The sequence below is a fragment of the Enterococcus florum genome (assembly GCF_004309355.1).
Lineage (GTDB): Bacteria > Bacillota > Bacilli > Lactobacillales > Enterococcaceae > Enterococcus_A > Enterococcus_A florum.
Window position 1 is genome coordinate 1 of record NZ_BJCC01000001.1, and the last position, 17,588, is coordinate 17,588.

General features: G+C 40.9%; 18 protein-coding genes and 1 pseudogene. 4 read left to right on the top strand and 15 right to left on the bottom strand.

The features are described from left to right. Window positions 1-219: 219 nt before the first annotated feature. The 5 genes from NRIC_RS00005 to NRIC_RS00025 all read right to left on the bottom strand — a co-directional run bounded on the left by NRIC_RS00005 (window position 220) and on the right by NRIC_RS00025 (window position 6,288). A complete protein-coding gene (locus NRIC_RS00005; protein WP_146620640.1) occupies window positions 220-1,200 on the bottom strand; it encodes an aldo/keto reductase in 981 nt (326 codons plus the stop codon). 5 nt (window positions 1,201-1,205) lie between these two features. Continuing rightward, a complete protein-coding gene (locus NRIC_RS00010) occupies window positions 1,206-1,808 on the bottom strand; it encodes a histidine phosphatase family protein (protein ID WP_146620641.1) in 603 nt (200 codons plus the stop codon). Window positions 1,809-1,871: 63 nt separating this feature from the next. Beyond that, window positions 1,872-3,320, bottom strand: coding sequence for a 6-phospho-beta-glucosidase (locus NRIC_RS00015; RefSeq protein ID WP_146620642.1), 1,449 nt, complete (start codon window positions 3,318-3,320; stop codon window positions 1,872-1,874). Window positions 3,321-3,339: 19 nt separating this feature from the next. Next, window positions 3,340-5,184 carry a beta-glucoside-specific PTS transporter subunit IIABC gene (locus NRIC_RS00020; protein ID WP_146620643.1) on the bottom strand — a complete coding sequence of 615 codons (1,845 nt, stop codon included), beginning with the start codon at window positions 5,182-5,184 and terminating at the stop codon, window positions 3,340-3,342. Window positions 5,185-5,394: 210 nt separating this feature from the next. After that, the gene (locus NRIC_RS00025) at window positions 5,395-6,288 is read right to left on the bottom strand and encodes a MurR/RpiR family transcriptional regulator (RefSeq protein WP_146620644.1); all 894 of its coding nucleotides are present in this window, start codon (window positions 6,286-6,288) and stop codon (window positions 5,395-5,397) included. 339 nt (window positions 6,289-6,627) lie between these two features. Between NRIC_RS00025 and NRIC_RS00030 the strand changes: the two genes are divergently transcribed. From NRIC_RS00030 to NRIC_RS00040, 3 genes and pseudogenes are all read left to right on the top strand, one after another. Then, window positions 6,628-7,002, top strand: coding sequence for a MerR family transcriptional regulator (locus tag NRIC_RS00030; RefSeq protein WP_146620645.1), 375 nt, complete (start codon window positions 6,628-6,630; stop codon window positions 7,000-7,002). 69 nt (window positions 7,003-7,071) lie between these two features. Further along, window positions 7,072-7,840 (top strand): annotated as a pseudogene (locus tag NRIC_RS00035) (SDR family NAD(P)-dependent oxidoreductase). Window positions 7,841-7,964: 124 nt separating this feature from the next. Further along, entirely contained in the window at window positions 7,965-8,858 is an 894-nt protein-coding gene (locus NRIC_RS00040) for a ribonuclease H1 domain-containing protein (protein ID WP_146620646.1), read from the top strand. Between the two features lie 172 nt (window positions 8,859-9,030). On the opposite strand, the gene NRIC_RS00045 is transcribed toward NRIC_RS00040, so the two are convergent. From NRIC_RS00045 to NRIC_RS19145, 8 genes are all read right to left on the bottom strand, one after another. Then, complete coding sequence (locus NRIC_RS00045) at window positions 9,031-9,390, bottom strand: ArsC/Spx/MgsR family protein (RefSeq protein ID WP_175579949.1); 360 nt, start codon at window positions 9,388-9,390, stop codon at window positions 9,031-9,033. A 487-nt stretch (window positions 9,391-9,877) separates the two neighbouring features. Further along, window positions 9,878-10,708 (bottom strand): serine aminopeptidase domain-containing protein, encoded by an 831-nt coding sequence (locus NRIC_RS00050; protein ID WP_227873687.1) that lies wholly within the window; start codon window positions 10,706-10,708, stop codon window positions 9,878-9,880. Between the two features lie 26 nt (window positions 10,709-10,734). Continuing rightward, on the bottom strand, window positions 10,735-11,442 hold the full coding sequence (locus tag NRIC_RS19420; RefSeq protein ID WP_227873688.1) for an Rv2686c family ABC transporter permease subunit: 708 nt from the start codon (window positions 11,440-11,442) through the stop codon (window positions 10,735-10,737). Continuing rightward, window positions 11,439-12,122, bottom strand: a complete 684-nt coding sequence (locus NRIC_RS00055; protein ID WP_146620649.1) for a fluoroquinolone export ABC transporter permease subunit — start codon at window positions 12,120-12,122, stop codon at window positions 11,439-11,441. Before NRIC_RS00055 ends, NRIC_RS19420 begins: the two co-directional genes overlap by 4 nt. Next, window positions 12,119-12,964, bottom strand: coding sequence for an ABC transporter ATP-binding protein (locus NRIC_RS00060; RefSeq protein ID WP_146620650.1), 846 nt, complete (start codon window positions 12,962-12,964; stop codon window positions 12,119-12,121). The genes NRIC_RS00055 and NRIC_RS00060 overlap by 4 nt, the downstream gene beginning before the upstream one ends. A gap of 80 nt (window positions 12,965-13,044) precedes the next feature. After that, complete coding sequence (locus NRIC_RS00065; RefSeq protein WP_175579950.1) at window positions 13,045-13,620, bottom strand: TetR/AcrR family transcriptional regulator; 576 nt, start codon at window positions 13,618-13,620, stop codon at window positions 13,045-13,047. A 438-nt stretch (window positions 13,621-14,058) separates the two neighbouring features. Beyond that, on the bottom strand, window positions 14,059-14,382 hold the full coding sequence (locus NRIC_RS00070; protein ID WP_146620652.1) for a GNAT family N-acetyltransferase: 324 nt from the start codon (window positions 14,380-14,382) through the stop codon (window positions 14,059-14,061). Further along, a complete protein-coding gene (locus tag NRIC_RS19145) occupies window positions 14,367-14,525 on the bottom strand; it encodes a GNAT family N-acetyltransferase (protein ID WP_175579951.1) in 159 nt (52 codons plus the stop codon). Before NRIC_RS19145 ends, NRIC_RS00070 begins: the two co-directional genes overlap by 16 nt. Before the next feature lie 326 nt (window positions 14,526-14,851). Here NRIC_RS19145 and NRIC_RS00075 point away from each other — a divergent pair, with 326 nt between their 5' ends. Then, the gene (locus tag NRIC_RS00075; protein ID WP_146620653.1) at window positions 14,852-15,538 is read left to right on the top strand and encodes a phosphoribosylaminoimidazolesuccinocarboxamide synthase; all 687 of its coding nucleotides are present in this window, start codon (window positions 14,852-14,854) and stop codon (window positions 15,536-15,538) included. Between the two features lie 310 nt (window positions 15,539-15,848). On the opposite strand, the gene NRIC_RS00080 is transcribed toward NRIC_RS00075, so the two are convergent. Both NRIC_RS00080 and NRIC_RS19425 read right to left on the bottom strand, forming a co-directional pair. Further along, window positions 15,849-17,006 (bottom strand): tyrosine-type recombinase/integrase, encoded by a 1,158-nt coding sequence (locus tag NRIC_RS00080; protein ID WP_146620654.1) that lies wholly within the window; start codon window positions 17,004-17,006, stop codon window positions 15,849-15,851. Window positions 17,007-17,103: 97 nt separating this feature from the next. Further along, window positions 17,104-17,418 carry a DNA-binding protein gene (locus NRIC_RS19425; protein WP_146620879.1) on the bottom strand — a complete coding sequence of 105 codons (315 nt, stop codon included), beginning with the start codon at window positions 17,416-17,418 and terminating at the stop codon, window positions 17,104-17,106. Window positions 17,419-17,588 lie beyond the last annotated feature (170 nt).

The window sequence follows — 17,588 nt, forward strand, 5'->3', positions numbered from 1 at the left end:
ACTTACATCTCCATTTACTATGTGATAAACTTTCTTTGTCCTTTTCCATAAGGATACCTCCTATCTTTGATAGTGATGCGGTCGGGAAACCAACATCAGTTTATCAATTTTGGGAGGTCTTTTTATTACCACGCTGGAAGCTCTTTTGAACCACCAGCACAGCAGGTGGTTTTCAAACATACAAAAAAGCATCGGCAGCACATGGCCGATGCTAGAATCTTATGAATGTCCCACAATTCGATGGGGCACATAGGGCTCTTCCAAATAAGCAACGTCCTCTGGAGTGAGCTTGAAATCAACTGCTTCAACCGCACCTTCGACATGACTCATTTTGGTGGCGCCCACAACTGGCGCTGCCACAGGATCTTTTTGCAGCAGCCAGCCCAATGCGATATTTACTCGGCTGGTTTCATAGTTGTCCGCCAATTCGGCCACCCGATCAATGATCATTTGATCCATTTCCGCAGTTTGATCGTATTTCGCCCGTTGCGCCTGATCCGTCGTGCTACGGGAAGTTTGGACTGAAGCATCTCGAATCAAACGACCGGAAGCCATCGGACTGTAGGGTGTTAGGGCAATGTTTTCTGATAGGCAATACGGAATCATTTCCCGTTCTTCCTCCCGGTAAATTAAATTTAAATGATTCTGCATCGAAACAAATTTGGTCCAGCCATTCATTTCCGCTACGTGATTGGCCTTTTGAAATTGATAAGCATACATGGCTGAAGCACCAATGTAACGGGCTTTTCCCGCCTTGACTACATCATGCAGTGCTTCCATCGTTTCCTCAATAGGAGTAAACGGGTCCCAGCGGTGAATAATATACAAATCTACATAATCCGTCTGCAGACGTTTTAAGCTTTGATCAATTTGTGACATGATAGCCTTGCGAGACAACCCCTGACCATTCGGACCGTCGAACATTTTCTGATGCACCTTCGTGGCCAGCACGATTTCATCCCGTTTAGCAAAATCCTTCAGTGCCTTGCCGAGAATTTCTTCACTGCGTCCTAGAGAATAAACATTGGCTGTGTCAAAAAAGTTAATTCCTAAATCCAACGCCCGCTGAATCAACGGACGGCTCTCAGCTTCTTCCAGTACCCATTTGTGAATCCAATTGTTCGGATCGCCAAAGCTCATGCTGCCCAAACAAATCTGTGATACATCCATCCCCGTGTTACCTAATTTTACATACTCCATTTCGTTCATCCTTTCATTCGTTTGATTTGTTCCTCATGATCAATGATCGCACACAATGAAAATTTTTTCTCTTGATATTCATACTTAAAAATGCAGCAATTGCCAATTCGACGGCTGTGCTTGTCAGCACGGTACTCAGGTCGACTGTGTTCGTCCCAAAATTTGCGGAATTGCCCGCAAAAAGCCCCATGCGTTACCGCCAAAACCGTCATTGCTTCCTGCTTCATCAAGTCTGTACAAACGGATACTGCCCGCCTTTGAAAAGCCTGCTCCTCCTCACCGCCATATTGGACAAAGAAATCTCGATACGGCAATGCGGGATTTAGCTGCTCACTTTCTCCCTCCAGCTGACCAAAATTCCATTCCTTCAACCCCTTCAAACGCGTATAGGACTGAGAAGTTATTTGCTCCAATGTGTCCGAGGTACGTTCTGAGGTAGAACAATATGCCTGATCAAAGGTAATACCTGCCCTTTGGAAATACTGTCCAGCAATTTGGGCTTGGTAAATACCCCGTTCAGTCAAAGGTGAATCACACCAGCCTTGAATTTTATGCTGAGCGTTGAACAACGTTTCTCCATGGCGAACCAAATACAACATTTTCTTCATTTCAGCCTCCTTGCTCAGAAACACCAAAAAGAATGGATTCAACCATTCTTTTTGATGCCAAGATTATACGTTGACCGCTTCGGCTACCTCTAACTGCTCACCATTAGAAGCAATCACCTGTTTGTACCAATCAAAGGATTTTTTCTTGGTCCGCTTCATCGTTCCATTGCCTTGATCATCGCGATCAACATAGATAAAACCGTAACGTTTGCTCATTTGACCCGTGCTGGCTGCAACCAAATCAATACAGCCCCAAGTCGTGTAGCCTAACAGTTCCACCCCATCAATTTCCACCGCTGCTTTGAAGGCTTCGATGTGCTGCTTCAAATAATCAATACGATAATCGTCTGCTACATACCCGTTTTCGTCCGGTACATCCACCGCACCTAACCCATTTTCCACAATAAACAACGGTTTTTGGTAACGGTCATACAGCTGATTCAAGGAGTTGCGCAAGCCTAATGGATCGATTTGCCAACCCCATTCTGTTGACGGCAGATGCTCATTTTTAATAGAAGCGAAAATATTGCCGGTAGCCTGCTGGTAATCCTCTGCATGGGCGCTGACTGTGCGGGAGCAATAATAAGAAAAGGAAACAAAATCAACCGGAGCCGAAGCCAGGATTTCTTCATCGCCTGCTTCCATCTGAATCCTTAACCTCTCCTGTTCAAATTTCTTCAAGGCATAGTTTGGATATTTGCCCCGTGCCTGCACGTCAATGAAGAAATAACCTTCGCGATCCCGCTTAATCGCCTCTTGATAATCCTCAGGACGACAGGTGTAGGGATAATGACTGCCGCCAGCCAGCATGCAGCCAACTTGATTCTCCGGATCTACCTCGTGAGCCATCTTCGTCGCCAGCGCACTCGCCACCAGCTGATGATGAGCCGCCTGATATTTCACTTCTTCCTTGTTATCGCCTTCTCGAAAAATAATCCCGCCGCCGACAAAAGGCTGATGCAATAAAATATTAATTTCATTAATCGTCAACCAATACTTCACATAACCCTTGAACCGCTTCAGCACAGTTTCCGCATAGTGACTGTAAAACTTCACCAGCTTGCGGCTGCGCCAGCCGCCATATTCCTTAATCAAATGAACAGGCACATCAAAGTGAGCAATCGTCACTAACGGCTCGATGTTGTGTCTTTTTAATTCTTGAAAAATAGTTTCGTAAAAAACCAGCCCTTCTTCGTTCGGCTCCAATTCATCCCCATTAGGAAAAATTCGCGACCAGGACAGTGACATGCGATAGACCTTAAAGCCCATTTCGGCAAACAATTGGATATCATCCAAATAACGATGGTACATATCAATCGCTTCTTTAGCCGGATAATAATGATCCTCCCGCCATTCCAGCATTTCCATTTCACCTAAACCGACTGCTTTACGGTCTTCACCACAAGGCAGCAGGTCAATATTGGACAGCTTACGGCCACCTGCTAATACGCCGCCCTCGACTTGATTGGCAGCTGTGGCACCGCCCCATAAAAAGTTTTTATCTAAAGCCATTTTTTGCCTCTCCCTTGTTTTAAACTTTTACCGCTAAAATATCTTCCTGGCAGTCGGTTGATCCTTGAGCAATCGTCTCGATTGATGAGTATTGCGGACTGTTGGTCACCACCACTGGAACCTGGGTTTCATAACCCGCTGCCTGAATGCTTGCTAGATCAACGTCTAACAACGGTTGCCCTTTTTTCACTGTGTCGCCAGCATTCACCAGCACATCAAAATATTGCCCGTTTAGTTCCACCGTATTCAAGCCCACATGAATCAGGATTTCTACGCCAGTATTCGAAACCAGCCCAATCGCATGCTTCGTTGGAAAAATCGCCGCAATGGTTCCATCAAAAGGAGCGACTACCTGACCTTCCACCGGCTCAATCGCAAAACCTTTGCCTAAAGCCTCGGAAGCAAATGCTTCATCATGTACTTCACTTAAAGGAATAATTTTTCCCTTCATCGGACTAATTACCCGCGTATCTTCTAAAATCAGCTCTTTTATTTCCGGAATATCTTCCTTCTCAAACTTAAAGCTCAAAAGATAGGTTAGAACACCAGAGACCACCATTGAAATAATCAAGGCAATGACAATGTTCCAAAAAAAACGCATCGTGTTGTCACCAATATACAGCAGAATCGCTGGAACACCCGAAGAGCCTGTCGCAAAACGGTGAGTGTTAGTCAAACCAGCAAACAATCCGCCAGCACCCCCACCGATCATCGCTGCTACTAATGGATATTTCTTCGGCAGGTTAACCCCATATAAGGTTGGCTCCGTAATCCCCATGTACGCCGTGATCGAACCCGAAGTTGCCAGCTGCTTCAACTTTTTATCCTTGGTCCGGAAAGCTACCACCGCTGAAGCAGTTGCTTGAGCAATGTTGGAACACACACAACCAGGACCAAAAATGCTGTCATAGCCAAGCTCGGCCATTTGCATAACTCCCAGTGGTGCCACCCCATTGTGCAAGCCGAACATTACCATGATTGGTAAAAATCCGCCGATCAATACTGCCGGAACCCAGCTGGCATTCACACTCAAGAAAGTAAAGAAGGTTGCTAAATATCCGCCAAGTACCGTTCCGATCGGCCCTAAAACAGCTAAAGCCAAAGTACCCATCACCAAGAACGTCAGCATCGGTACAAACACCAGCTCTACTGATTTCGGAATCACGCGGTTCAAGAATTTTTCTACATAAGATTGTGCAAAAATTACCAGCAAAATCGGAATCACAGAACCAGTATATGTTGCCAAGGTAAAAGGAATAATGTCAAAAAAATGTACTGGATCACCCGCTGTTACTAACGCCCCCCAATTGGGATGCAGCATAATCGCCGCCACAGACACTGCCAAAATCGGATTGCAGCGTAGTTTTTGTGCTACTGTAAAGGCCAAAATCATCGGCAGAAAATAAAACACCCCATCCGCAAACATATTTAATAAATAGTAGGTTTGCGAATCTGCTGAGATTACCTCAAAAACCATCAATAAAGCCAGTACCGCTTTCACCATCCCGGCACCTGATAACGCCGGAATCACTGGCTGAAAAGTTCCCGCCACAAACTCGATGATGGTGGTCATGATGCCTTTTTTCTCACCACTCGCTTCTCCTGAAGCGGATACATCCACATTTTTCTCTACTTCTTCAAAAACATCCTTCACATGGGTGCCAATGACTACCTGATGAACACCCGCATTAAAAATATATTTAGTTACGCCATCCAGCGCTTCTAAACCTGCTACATCTACCTTCGTTTCATCCACTAATTTAAAACGTAGACGTGTTTGACAATGATAGGCTTCGGTAATGTTTTCCTTCCCACCCAATTCTTTCACAATGTCACGAGCCAACGACTGATACTTCTTACTCATGATGTTACCCCTTTCACTGGAACAAGCAGCTTGTTTTTGAAACTCACCGGTGTCTTCATTGCTTGTCTGTAAGTGCACTTTATCATGTCCGGATAGCGTTTCCAATAGTTTCAAAGCAAGACGAAACGCATTTCACAAAACTTGGGAAATTAAGCCCGTTTTGTGAAATGCGTTTTGGGTTTTGATAAAAAGACAGATGCGACAAAGAAGTTAAAACCCCTCCTCCAGCTCCTTAAACGTCGCCTGTCTCCGCGACTCCAGCTGCTTAGCACTGGCGATTTTGTTCACCTTGTTCTCCTCATAATTCAACGCAAATACCTTAGCAAACAGCGCATCGAGAATCAGCAAAATGGATTCCTGGGTGGCGAAATTGGAAATTTTTGAATAAAGCTTTTCTTTACTGGAAATATTCAGCACAACATCAGAATAATCCCGCAAGTAATTTTTGCCGCCGCTGGTAATACTGATGATGGGAACCCCGCGGTTTAGCAAGATTTTTACATTACTGGTAGGACTCTCCTCCGGTGTATTGCCAGAATAAGAAATAATAACTGCACAATCTCGTTGATTCAAGGAATGAGAAATCACACCGGACTCCCCCGCTTTTGCCATAAAAGCTTTCTTGCGTATCGTTAACAGGTTGCGTTTAAACAGCTCGCCGTAATAATAATTAGGACTTGTACCGTAGACAACCACATTGTCTGCCCGAAGGATTAATTCCGCCGCTTTGTTCAAATCCTCTGTTGCAATCAAGGATACCGTATCTTTGATGCTCTGCATCTTCAAATTAACTAAACTCTCAATGATTTCCAATGTTTCAGCCTCTGCAGAAAAAGGAAAATTTGGGTCAATATCGGCATAAGCCGTGTCGTCGTAATAAGCAACCTCATGATGAAAAGCATACATAAATTCCTTCCAGCCGGAATAGCCAAAGTATTTAGCGAAACGCACCAGTGTCGGTTTGGAAGTGAAGGTTTGCTTAGCGATCTCTTCCATCGATAAGTCCTGCAGCTGGTCTTTGTTCTCCAAAATAAATTCGCCAATCGTCCGTCGCGCATCACTCTGCTTAAAGGCTGCTTCTTCAATCCGTTGAAATAAATACATCGCTGCTCGTCTCCTCTTGTCTCTTTTTCGTTAGAGAATCAATCTTGCCTTTTATTGTAACAGCCTTCAGATACAATGACAAAGCGCTTCAAGAATATTTGTTTGGATTGTTTCAATTGGTTCTCCATTTGAATAAACAATCTAACCCAGCATAAACTTTTTTGGTTACGACTCTGTTTCCCATCGATGCACGACAAACATTTCTCTAGTAATCATGACATCCTTGCTAACAGCTTTCCTATTCATAGGTTAATTTATAAGACGATGCATTCAACGTTTGTTTCTGTAGATGTCGATTTTTAGTATACTTAACACTAACTTTGAACGGGAGGTTAAGAGATGACCTATACGATTGGCGAATTTGCCAAGCTGACTAATTTTTCCATCGACACACTCAGGTATTATGAAAAACTAGGAATCATTCTACCCAATCGCGACCAAAACAACCGGCGCGTCTTCTGCGAAAAAGACCTTGTCTGGATCGACTTTATCAGCAAGCTAAAGCAAACTGGTATGAAACTGCAAGACATAAAAAAATATGCCGAATTACGTTATCAAGGAGCACAGACGGTTGAGGAACGCTTAGCCCTGCTCTTTCAGCAATCCGTTAGTTTGCAGAAAAAGAAAGAAGAAATTGACACCCATATCGCCTTTTTGGAGACCAAAATTACGATTTATCAGGAAATGCTTGCTGAACAAAATCAGCATGTTTAATTTCTGCTTGACCTAGAGTATACTCCAGCAATTATTGTCTTAGGTACAGACATTAAGGAGGTATTTACTTTGGAAAAACTAAAATACACAGTGATCACCGGTGCCAGCTCAGGAATTGGATATGAGACGGCCAAGGCCTTTGCTGACCGTGACAAGCCGCTCATTTTGGTGGCACGTCGAAAGAAGCGGCTGCAGCAATTGAAACAAGCGATCCGACAGAAAAATCCAAATCTTGAGGTGTTGATTTTTCCTGTCGACTTGACCATCAAGGAGAATGTTTACCAGCTTTTTTCAGACTTGACAATCTATGAGCTTGAAACATGGATCAACAATGCCGGGATTGGAATGTATGGCGGGCTACGAACAAATGATCTTCAAAAAACGGAGCATCTCCTACAGTTGAATATTGAGGCATTTGCTATTCTTTCCAGCCTGTTTGTGAAGGATTACTTTTCAAAAGCCGGAACTCAACTGATCAATATCTCATCTGCTGGCAGGTATACGATCGTCCCTAATGCGGTCTTATATTGCGCCACCAAATTTTTTGTCAGCGCCTTTACCGGAAGGGATAGCAGAAGAATTGATTGCTGCTGGTGCCAGCATGCGAGCCAAGTTATTAGCTCCTGCTGCCACCAAAACCGAGTTCGGCCAGATAGCAGCGAACACGGATACTTATGATTACGACCAAGCCTTTGGAACTTATCATACCAGTGAAGAAATGGCTCAGTTCCTGCTGCAGTTGTATGATAGTTCTTATACTGTCGATTGGGTAAACCGCGAAACATTTACGTTCGAGTTGAGCAATCCGCGTTTCCCTATAGCAAAACGCTCTAAATGATGTAGAAACTGTGATCAATCGTAAAAAGGATTTAGCCCTTCCTCGTCTTCTTCTTATCAGGTACTTTTAAATGATTAATTTGGTATAATAGGGAAGCAAAATCCATCGAAAAGGAGACAACACTGTGACGAAGTATTATGCGGTAAAAAAAGGCAGGAAGACTGGTGTGTTCACTACCTGGGCTAACTGCCAAGAACAAATCAAAGGGTATTCTGGAGCAATCTACAAGTCCTTTGCAACAAAGTCAGAGGCCGAAGCATTTGTCAAAGGAGATTCAGCGAAAAAGACTAAACTAAGAAATGAAGATAGCCTGATCGCGTACGTAGATGGTTCTTTCGATAAAAAAAGACAGGCTTATGGCTCAGGAATCGTCCTACTAAAAGGCAATACAATTTTAGAAGAGCTGTCGATTCCCGGCAAGCATAAAGAATTCACGGAAAGCTATCAAATCGCTGGAGAGGTCTTTGGTGTTTTAGAAGCTGTTTCTTGGGCGATCAAACACCAATACTCCGATATTGAGATCCATTATGATTATGAGGGAATTGAAAAGTGGGCGCTTGGGTATTGGCGAGCAAATAAACCGGTCTCGCAGTATTACGTGGAAGCCTTTAAGCCTCTATCAAAGAAAATTGATGTCTCATTCACAAAGGTAAAGGCCCATTCTGGAGATACTTACAATGACTTGGCAGACGAACTAGCAAAAAAAGCAACTCAAATTGAAGCCGAACCTGTGAGAAAAGAAGCATCAGATGCAGAAAATCAGCTGCTGCATGTCGAAGGCCACAACAATGATCTCTACATGAATCTGCTGATCGATGGCAAATTAGTCGATTACACCACACTCTATAATCTCATTACCTCTCAATGGCAGCAACAAGGTTATCTGCTTGCTGATCTAAAAGAAATAAAAGTGATTTTTGATGTAGACGAAGAGCAGCTTATTGCTGCTGTAATTGATGTGAAAAATGATGTCGAATATCTCTCTTTTGATGGAAGTCAATTGACAGAATACGAATGAAAATGGAAAATCACCAGCTGATCTACCGGCTGGTGATTTTTAGAGCTATCGTGTATTTTACAGGGGTTTCATACCCTACTTAGTTGGAAAGCCTTCAGATCAAAACATCTTTTTCTGCAGAACTCAAACAAAAAGACCGCCTATCTATCAGACGGTCAAGCAACAAAATTCCCTAAAATAAATCTGCCCTTACACCAAACGGTTCAAGCTTTTCCGGTTCATACCCCACACACAAATGATGGTCATTAAACAAAATTGGACGATTAATCAAATGAGGATACGTACGCAGTACAGTCAATAATTCATCAGGGGACAATTGGGAATAATCAAGAGACAGTTCGTCATAAATTGGGGAACCCACGGTTAAAATTTCATTGATATCCTCTACCAGTTCTAAGATGGTAGTCAAGGTTTCCCGTTGGAGCGCCTCCGTTTGCAGATTGTACGATTCAAAATCTACCTGATTCATCTGCAGCAGTTTTTTAGTTTTTCGACAATTGGGACAGCCTGGATCTGACAATACTTGGATCATTTCCATCACTCCTTCGTTCATTTCTGTATAAAAAAAGATTGCCGTTTTCTAAAAGGCATAGCAACCTTCATTTGTAGATATGAGCGTTGTATAAATTGTGAATTTTCACACATTCGTTTCATTTATTATAGCGCTTTTCTATTTTTAAAGATATGAATAACCATCTTCTTTCATATAAGCCGATTCATTTGAGTGCTTCTCGAGAATTTGATGATAGCAGGTCAAACACTCTTAAAAAATTGCGTGGAATGTGACAGATGGTGCCAATGTGTAAATCGGAAAATAGATTGAGTCAACATCAGACAAAAAATCAGCACATTTTTACCAAAAGTTAAAATGTGCTTGTGTAATATCCACTTTGAGGACACCGCCAGGAATATAAAGAATGATTTTCAATTCATAAACGTTTCTCTTTTGTAGGAGCTTGAATCGCTCAGCTATATCTTGGTTCAAAAAGTCTTGGACACTGATAGTGAACAAGACTTTTCTAATCAATACTCCTAAACCAATCATATACTTCTTTGCAGAAGGACTCACAATGGATAGAATAACTATTGTGTACATCATCAATTTCAATCATTTTTTTGGAACAAGTCAAATGATTGTAATAATTATCGAAATGAGCTGGACTAAAGTAGCGATCATGCATGGTCTTAAATACCAAGGTTGGGACCCTTAATTCTTTTTGCAGCATGCTGTCTTTGTGTACCGCCATTTCCAACAAGGCTAACAAAAATTTGCTATCGGTCTTCCAGAAATCCGTTCGCCCTCTGACCATTTTTACATACATTGCTTCATCTAGTTCTGCGTGATACCCAGTATACTCAGGCGGTTTCATAGTGAATTTAAAATTCGGAATTGCTTGTAATAGCGGGCACAGCAGTTTAACTAAGAATCGCGGATACCCCATTCCTTTCATTTCACCATAAGAGAGGCATGCAAATTGCGCAAACCCTTTCACATTATTTCGCGCCTGTACGTAATACTGAGCAAAAATCCCGCCGATTCCGGTAGTGCCATACAAAAAGATTCTTTCAGAATACTCCTCTTCGATATAGGCAATCACAGCATCTAAATCGGAGAGAATACTAGATCTTGTTAAATGACCGTCGGATTGACTACATCCTGTCCCGCTAAAATCGAACGCGAAAATATTGACTGGATAGTTGGTTAAAGGTTCATAAACACTCTGGAAATCCGTGGTCGATACAATCGGTGTGTGGGTAATAATAATATTTAAAGCTGATTTGCTGTAGATCCATTGATTACAAAAAATCTTTTTCTTATTTTTTTGAATATAGTACTGATCCCAGGTCAAATGAGCGGCCTCCTTCTTGACAGATCTTATTGCGCCAATCTGCTCAAAATTCTTCTGGCTAAAAATAGAATCCACAAAAGTGCCAGAAGCACTCCAGTGATAAGCGCAGACAGTCTTGATTCCACGACATATTTTCCCAGCCAATAGGCCGGAAGCAGAAAAAAGAAACATTGACGATCCCCTTGCAAAAGGAATGGTGGTAGAATTCCCAGCAAAGTCAAGGAAGCAATTTTCGTGACTGCCATGCCTTCTAATTTATTGGCTGAAAAGGCGACAATGATTAGTACAAGAATCATCCCTAACAAAGCCGAAAAGATCGAAAGCAGCAGCACGTGAATCCAGTTAAGGCCGCTACTATGAAAAATACCTAGAAAAATCGGAGTAAAAACCAGAGCAGCGATAGCCGGGATACCCACTCTTGAAAAAAGATAACCCTTTTTTCCTAAAGGAGTTACCATAAAGTATCTAGCCAGCTGGTTATCGATCTCTTCCAAAAAAATCAGTGCAAAGGCAAAGCAGAACATCCATGGTGTGATCAAAAGATACAGCATGTCTAATAATAAAACTATATAATCAGGTACTTCCGTATAGTTGGAAACGATGCGGAGCACGTACGGAACAAAGAACTTTAATAGAAACCCAGTAACAATCGGAACCAAGAAAAGAACGGCAAGCATATAATCATTCCCTATTTGTCGAAACAGGTTCAAACTGCTGGCTGCATATTTTTTCATAACTTCGCTCCTCCGAGCTGTCGAAACATTTTTCTGACTTGAACCAAACAAATCTGGTACAGCAAAATCATAAGAGCGATGTTTACTCCCCCATCCACGATCAACGATCCGCTGCTGCCATGAATCAAACGGATTGTTGCACTGAACGGGTGAAACTTCAGAAATCCATAATCCTCCCGAAGAATGGAAAGAATCGGCGGAATGAAACAAACCAGCTCGATTCCGACACTCGCTAAAACAAATTGATTAAGGCTGCGAATAGGACTGCCCGCAATCAATCCCAACAATGAAAATTGAATCGATGCAAAGCATGTCCCTAAGAGCATATGTGCCACACTCTTTTTTTCTGTCGGTAAATAAAGAATCACAGCAAAGAGTACAGACAAAATCAATAGTGAGCCAACCTTTGAGAGAATATATTCCTGCGGTTTTAATGGTGAAACTGCCAAAGAATTTAAGACTCTTTGGCTTTTTTCCAACAAAATGATGGCACCCATCACGAACAACCCGATCGCCGCTGGATCAGAAAAAATCAGGATCGTCGTTGCTTGAGCTTGGATGGCATCCGCCAGTTCGTTCAAAATCACTACATATACGAGACAGACAACACCATAGATAAAATAGAAGTTGTATTTCCATTGAAAATAGCTGTCTTTTAAAATCGCCTGTTTCAGTCTCATTCCAAACTCCTCCCAGTCAATTCGATAAACAAATCATTCAACGTCGGCTCACTAGAATGGATCGACAGCAACCGGTTTTCTTGAATCAATTGCTGCAGCAAGCGATCCTCACTTGTTGCTTTCAGCAAGCACTCCTGAACGCTTTCCCCTTTTTCCAGATACGAATAGCGAATTTTAGCTGCCCCGGCAGCCATGATCAGATGATGCGGACTGTCTAAGGCTAAAATCCTTCCCTCCGAAATAAACGCCACCTGATCACACAATTCTGTGGCATCATACATATTGTGTGTCGTCAGAAGAATCAATTTCCCCTTGGCTTTTTCCGCTAAGATCAATTCCTTCATTTTCTGACTATTCACAGGGTCCAAACCGCTGGTGGGTTCATCGAGAAAGAGGATATCCGGATCATGAATCAACGACCTGATAAAATTTAACCGTGTTTTCATTCCTTTAGAAAAGTCACTTACGCGCTTACTTCCTTCATTTTGCAGTCCAACGCTTTCCAGCAGCTCGTCGATTCGACGCAGAGGTCCTTGATACAAAGAACCGAAAAAATTCAAATTTTGTTTTGCTGAAAATTTTTCATACAAGGTCGGAAACTCAAAATCTACCCCGATTCGTTCATAAAATTGGTTGTCATATTCCCGACGCTCCATTCCATCTATCCATATTTCTCCCTCATAGTTTGAAATCAACCCGATCAAAATCTTCTGCAAGGTAGACTTGCCAGCACCCGAAGGACCTAGAAACCCAAAGATCTCACCCTTCTGCACCGAAAAAGTAATATCCTGCAGAAACGGTTGTTTCGTATAGCTGAAGTTGACATTCTTTACAGTAATCAAATGCTCCCTCTTTTCTATATGACCATTTTGTAATTATGGTCATTAAATTGGTTTTAAAAAAGGATCGGTCTTTGCCAATCCTAGATCAATTGATTTAATACGCCTTCCAGCAGGATCGTCAACACTTGATTACCGTCTGGATCGTTCATGAAAATCGTGGTACAAGTGAAGATCGCTTGAAATACCTTCGCCATCACCACAGCGTCTTGTTTGAAAGAGATTCCATAATCTTCTAAGGTTTTCAGCATTTTGACGTCATCCAAGGTGTGCGCGTCAAACAGCTCCTTTGGCAGACGTCTCTGAACATGCTGAATCGTTTCACTGTCAATGTTGTATAGAAGCGGATACTCCTTGATCTTTTCAAATAGCCATTTGAAAATGTACATTGCCAGCTCCTTTGTCTCCAAGTGAGTATGCTGATCCAGCTCATGTTTCATTGCGGCAAAAATCCGCTCCTGAATCGAAAAGTTGATTATCATGAAAAGATGTTCTTTACTTTGGTAAAACGCATAAAAAGAACCTTTGGAGATATTGGCGCTTCGTGCTAAGTCATCCACTGTTACTTTTTTTAACCCTAAGCTGCTAAACAAAATTTCTCCTTGCTCCAGAAGGGTTTCTTCAATTGCTTTACGCTCTGTTTCTGTAAATCTTGGCATAGACCCACTCATTTCTATATGACCAATTCAGAATTATCGTCATATAAAAGTTAACATATGGATATACAATTGTCAATATTACTTGAAATTAAGACATTTTTCTGTTGAATCAGCTTTTGCGTATCAACAGGTATTTCTTTGTCAACATCCTGTTGTATTCGAACGAGACGACAATTAGCGAGCTGCAAAGCACGGACAGGCAAGAAAAATCAAGACAAGAATCAATTATTAACGTTTTATATGGAGACTAATCAGTGCCCAGCCTGTTCAATGCGAGAAGGCGAAAAGCTACAATCGCATGATTCAAAATTAGTCTTGATACAATTGGTAGACAGCTTCTTCTTTATTGAATACCCAATAATGGTCATCAAGTATTTTTCTGTTGAAATGCTTAGAGCTTTACTAAATAAAATCCTAGGATGTCTTCTGTCTACTGCATCAAAACGCGAACAAGTAAACATCCTCATCCTCTTCTTCCATCACGATTGAAAACCCCAGTTTTTGCAAAAGTTTTATTGACGCAGTATTAGCCGGATCGACACCTGCTTTCACTGCTGAAATGTCTTTTTGACTTCGCCCCCATTCAATGACTTCCTGAATGACCTCATAGGCATAGCCCTTGCGGCTGTTTGAAGGAGAAATGGTATACCCAATCCAAATATGCGTATCTTCCTTTTTCAAATAGACATCCCCGATGAGTGATCCATTCTGCTTATCTATAATCGCAAGCTGCATTCCGTTTGTGATCACTGGATTTTCCAAGAGTATTTCCGATATTCTTCTTTTGTACGTCCCTTGAACCCTTGATATCGCATCCAATCGTCGTCATTGTGGTACAGAACAAAAGCAGGAATATCCTCTTCTATGAATTCTCTTATTGTACATCTCTTTGTATGCAGTTCCATTTTTCTGTGCTCCTTTCATCGTTCCTGCTATTTTTACAAGTTTATCCGCTGTCCACACAAAAGTCTATCAAAAAAGTTCAATAGAATCGCAGCTCCTTCCCATAAATACTCTTGGTTCATCTGTTGATTTTTATTTTTTCACATCGAAGATCGTTAGTCATAAGGATGAAGAAAAGGTGAATAAATGATTATTTAAGGATAAATCTACGTCAAACCCGAACATTATCCAGAATAACTGTACAAAAATTCGAAAAAACATCGACAGTAAAAATACCAAGTGTTATTATTTTTGAAGATACGTGATCGTTAAAGAAGGCGGGGAAACTATGAAAGAATTATACGATGGCAAAACAAAGACGGTTTTACTTGATGAGCAGAACAAAGAGGTCCATCTACTATTTAAGGACAGTGCCACAGGCGAAGATGGTGTCTTTGATCCAGGTTCTAACACAGTCGGCGGCAGCGTCGAAGGCAAAGGAAAAATCGGCTTAACGATTTCAAAATACTTTTTTGAATTAATGGAAAAAAACGAAATCCCTACTCATTACTTAGGAGCAGATGTCGAAAAGGGATTAATGAAAGTTCGACAATTGACAGTACCAAATTTAGAATTTGTTTTGCGCTATTTCACAGCCGGCAGCATGTGCCGTCGCTTCACATTACCAGAAGGCTTGCCTTTTGATCCTCCTTATTTGGAAGTTACTTTGAAAGACGACGAGCAGGGCGACCCATTGATTACGGACAGATTGTGCCAAATGAAAGGCATTTTAAAACCTGGACAATTTGATGAAGGGCTCGATATTTTGACAAAGGTCGGCGAAGTTCTCAAAGTGGCTTTAGCAGAAATGAACCTTACACTGATCGATTTCAAAATCGAAATCGGCTATGATGAATCGGGCAAAATGTATGTTGTTGACGAAATCACTCCGGATATTTGGCGCGTCAAGGACGAGGCAGGCAATATCCCTAACCAGATCGATTGCGCGCAATTGATTTTAGCAAAAATTCAATAAAACGAAAAGGTGAGACTCGATAATTTGAGGCTCACCTTATTTTTAGTTTGATGGAAACAGCGGCTCCGATGTAATCAGCTCATTATTTCGTCAAACGAGCAAAAGAAAAAGTCCTTGTTTACCAAGGACTTTCGCAGGTTGTACTTCAACAGGAAGTCTAGAAACTTGCCTATCTTCTGATTTCTTTGTTCCTGCGAAAGTCTATAAAAGACTGATATATAAATGTTTCTTAGTAGGACAACTGCACTTTGACTGCGAATTATTTGACCTTGTGAAACAATCACTAATATTCGTATCTATTAAATAACGATTAACTCTCGAGATCAACAAAAGCATTCAGCGGTTTTAAACGTTCATCTTCAGTAAGATGACGATAAATTTCTGACGTAGACTTATCCGCATGACCCAATCTTGCTTTAAGAACGTCCCAGCTACAATGCTCAGCTACCAAGCTTGCCATTGTATGCCGCGTTAAATGTGTATGAAATGGTTTAGTGATTCCGCATTTCTTAACGCAATTTTTGATATGGTTATTCACGTAGTCTCTCCTAAATGGTAACCCTCGTTTTTTTGGTTCCAAGTAAACAAACAAGTATGACTGATCAATAATGAAATCTAATTGGGAACGCATTTCGTCTAGTACCACAATCAAGTGTTTCAACTTTTCCATGACAAGTGGAGTAACAACAACTCGTCTTGCCGAATTTGCACTTTTTGTTGTTTCAATTTTAAAATCAATCTGTTTACTTCTGACAGCGGTTTGCTTATAAAAGAGGATCTCATTCTTATTGAAGTCAATATCCTGTGGTTGTAGGGCAAGTGCTTCGCTCACACGACATCCTGTATAAAACAGAACGTGGTACAAAGTGCTAAGAGTCAAATCTTCATGAACCGTTGCATAGTTCAGAAAAGTACGGAGTTCATCGATTGTTAAATATTTCTGATCTAAACTTTCCAAAGATTGTTTTAAATCCTGTACAGTTTTCTGATACTTGGGAAGTGTAACACCTTCCAATGGATTTTGAGATAAGAGCTTATTTTTGACACTGTAATTAAAAATCATATTCAACGTTTGCTTAAAACTATAAAGAGAGTTTTTAGAATATCCCTTCTCTTTAAGATCAAAAAACAAGTTGACTAGAAAATCTGTATCAATTGATTTTAGTTCCTTATCTCCAATACACATCGAGAGAGTTTTCATTAGTGTTTCCCTCTTGTCATATGTGCTTTGTTTTTGTTCACGAAGTCCTTTATAGTAATCAAACCACATTTCAGCAATAACCGAAAATTTTTCGTTACTACCGAATATTTTTTTCCTTCTTTTATGATCTTTTTCAAGCTCCAAATAAGCATGTTGAGCTTCCCGCTTTGTTTTGAAACCTCTTCTAGTGGTTCTAAAAGCTTGAAAAGACCAAGTTGTCTTTCCTAATGAATTTTTTTGCTTTTTAAATCTATCTTTCGTTTCCATTTTTCCTCCTAATAAAAGAAGGAGGTTGAGGTTACTGAGACTTTATCGAAGTATTCTATGAATTTCATTATAGGCTAAATTCCTCCAAAAATAAATTCTATAAAGATCGTAATGACTGCATTTTTTTTATGAATGGATCATAATTTTTGTTTCTGTACCATTCAAGAATATCTTCTCTAGAATAATGTCCTCGTATACCGTACCAACAATCCGGAAAATCAGAAAGATTGATCAATCTATTAAGTGTACTGTTACTGATTTGAAATTCTCTCTTCAAATCTTCATTAGTTAGAATCAATGGTAGTTGTTTAATTGACAGCAGATTCGATGTATAGTCTTCAATCAACTTTTTAACAACAGGTAGCAATTCATTTTTCAGATATTCTTCATTCTGATTTATTTCTTTTATTATGGGTACCTCTTGGATTATTTTGCTTAATTTGTTTTAAGACAAGAACAAATTGAATCATTACAAAATCTCCTTTCCACTTCTAAGTAAGCTTGATACTATTTTGAACCGCCTTAGGATTGGCGCACAGGTATTTCACCTCCCCTTGTAGTTAGCAGCGAGACACATTTTTG

What these genes read in the sequence shown, in the direction of transcription:
- NRIC_RS00005 (WP_146620640.1), bottom strand. Translation starts at nt 1,200, where the DNA reads ATGGAGTATGTAAAATTAGGTAACACGGGGATGGATGTATCACAGATT.
- NRIC_RS00010 (WP_146620641.1), bottom strand. Translation starts at nt 1,808, where the DNA reads ATGAAGAAAATGTTGTATTTGGTTCGCCATGGAGAAACGTTGTTCAAC.
- NRIC_RS00015 (WP_146620642.1), bottom strand. Translation starts at nt 3,320, where the DNA reads ATGGCTTTAGATAAAAACTTTTTATGGGGCGGTGCCACAGCTGCCAAT.
- NRIC_RS00020 (WP_146620643.1), bottom strand. Translation starts at nt 5,184, where the DNA reads ATGAGTAAGAAGTATCAGTCGTTGGCTCGTGACATTGTGAAAGAATTG.
- NRIC_RS00025 (WP_146620644.1), bottom strand. Translation starts at nt 6,288, where the DNA reads ATGTATTTATTTCAACGGATTGAAGAAGCAGCCTTTAAGCAGAGTGAT.
- NRIC_RS00030 (WP_146620645.1), top strand. Translation starts at nt 6,628, where the DNA reads ATGACCTATACGATTGGCGAATTTGCCAAGCTGACTAATTTTTCCATC.
- NRIC_RS00045 (WP_175579949.1), bottom strand. Translation starts at nt 9,390, where the DNA reads ATGATCCAAGTATTGTCAGATCCAGGCTGTCCCAATTGTCGAAAAACT.
- NRIC_RS19420 (WP_227873688.1), bottom strand. Translation starts at nt 11,442, where the DNA reads ATGAAAAAATATGCAGCCAGCAGTTTGAACCTGTTTCGACAAATAGGG.
- NRIC_RS00055 (WP_146620649.1), bottom strand. Translation starts at nt 12,122, where the DNA reads ATGAGACTGAAACAGGCGATTTTAAAAGACAGCTATTTTCAATGGAAA.
- NRIC_RS00065 (WP_175579950.1), bottom strand. Translation starts at nt 13,620, where the DNA reads ATGCCAAGATTTACAGAAACAGAGCGTAAAGCAATTGAAGAAACCCTT.
- NRIC_RS19145 (WP_175579951.1), bottom strand. Translation starts at nt 14,525, where the DNA reads ATGGAACTGCATACAAAGAGATGTACAATAAGAGAATTCATAGAAGAG.
- NRIC_RS00075 (WP_146620653.1), top strand. Translation starts at nt 14,852, where the DNA reads ATGAAAGAATTATACGATGGCAAAACAAAGACGGTTTTACTTGATGAG.
- NRIC_RS00080 (WP_146620654.1), bottom strand. Translation starts at nt 17,006, where the DNA reads ATGGAAACGAAAGATAGATTTAAAAAGCAAAAAAATTCATTAGGAAAG.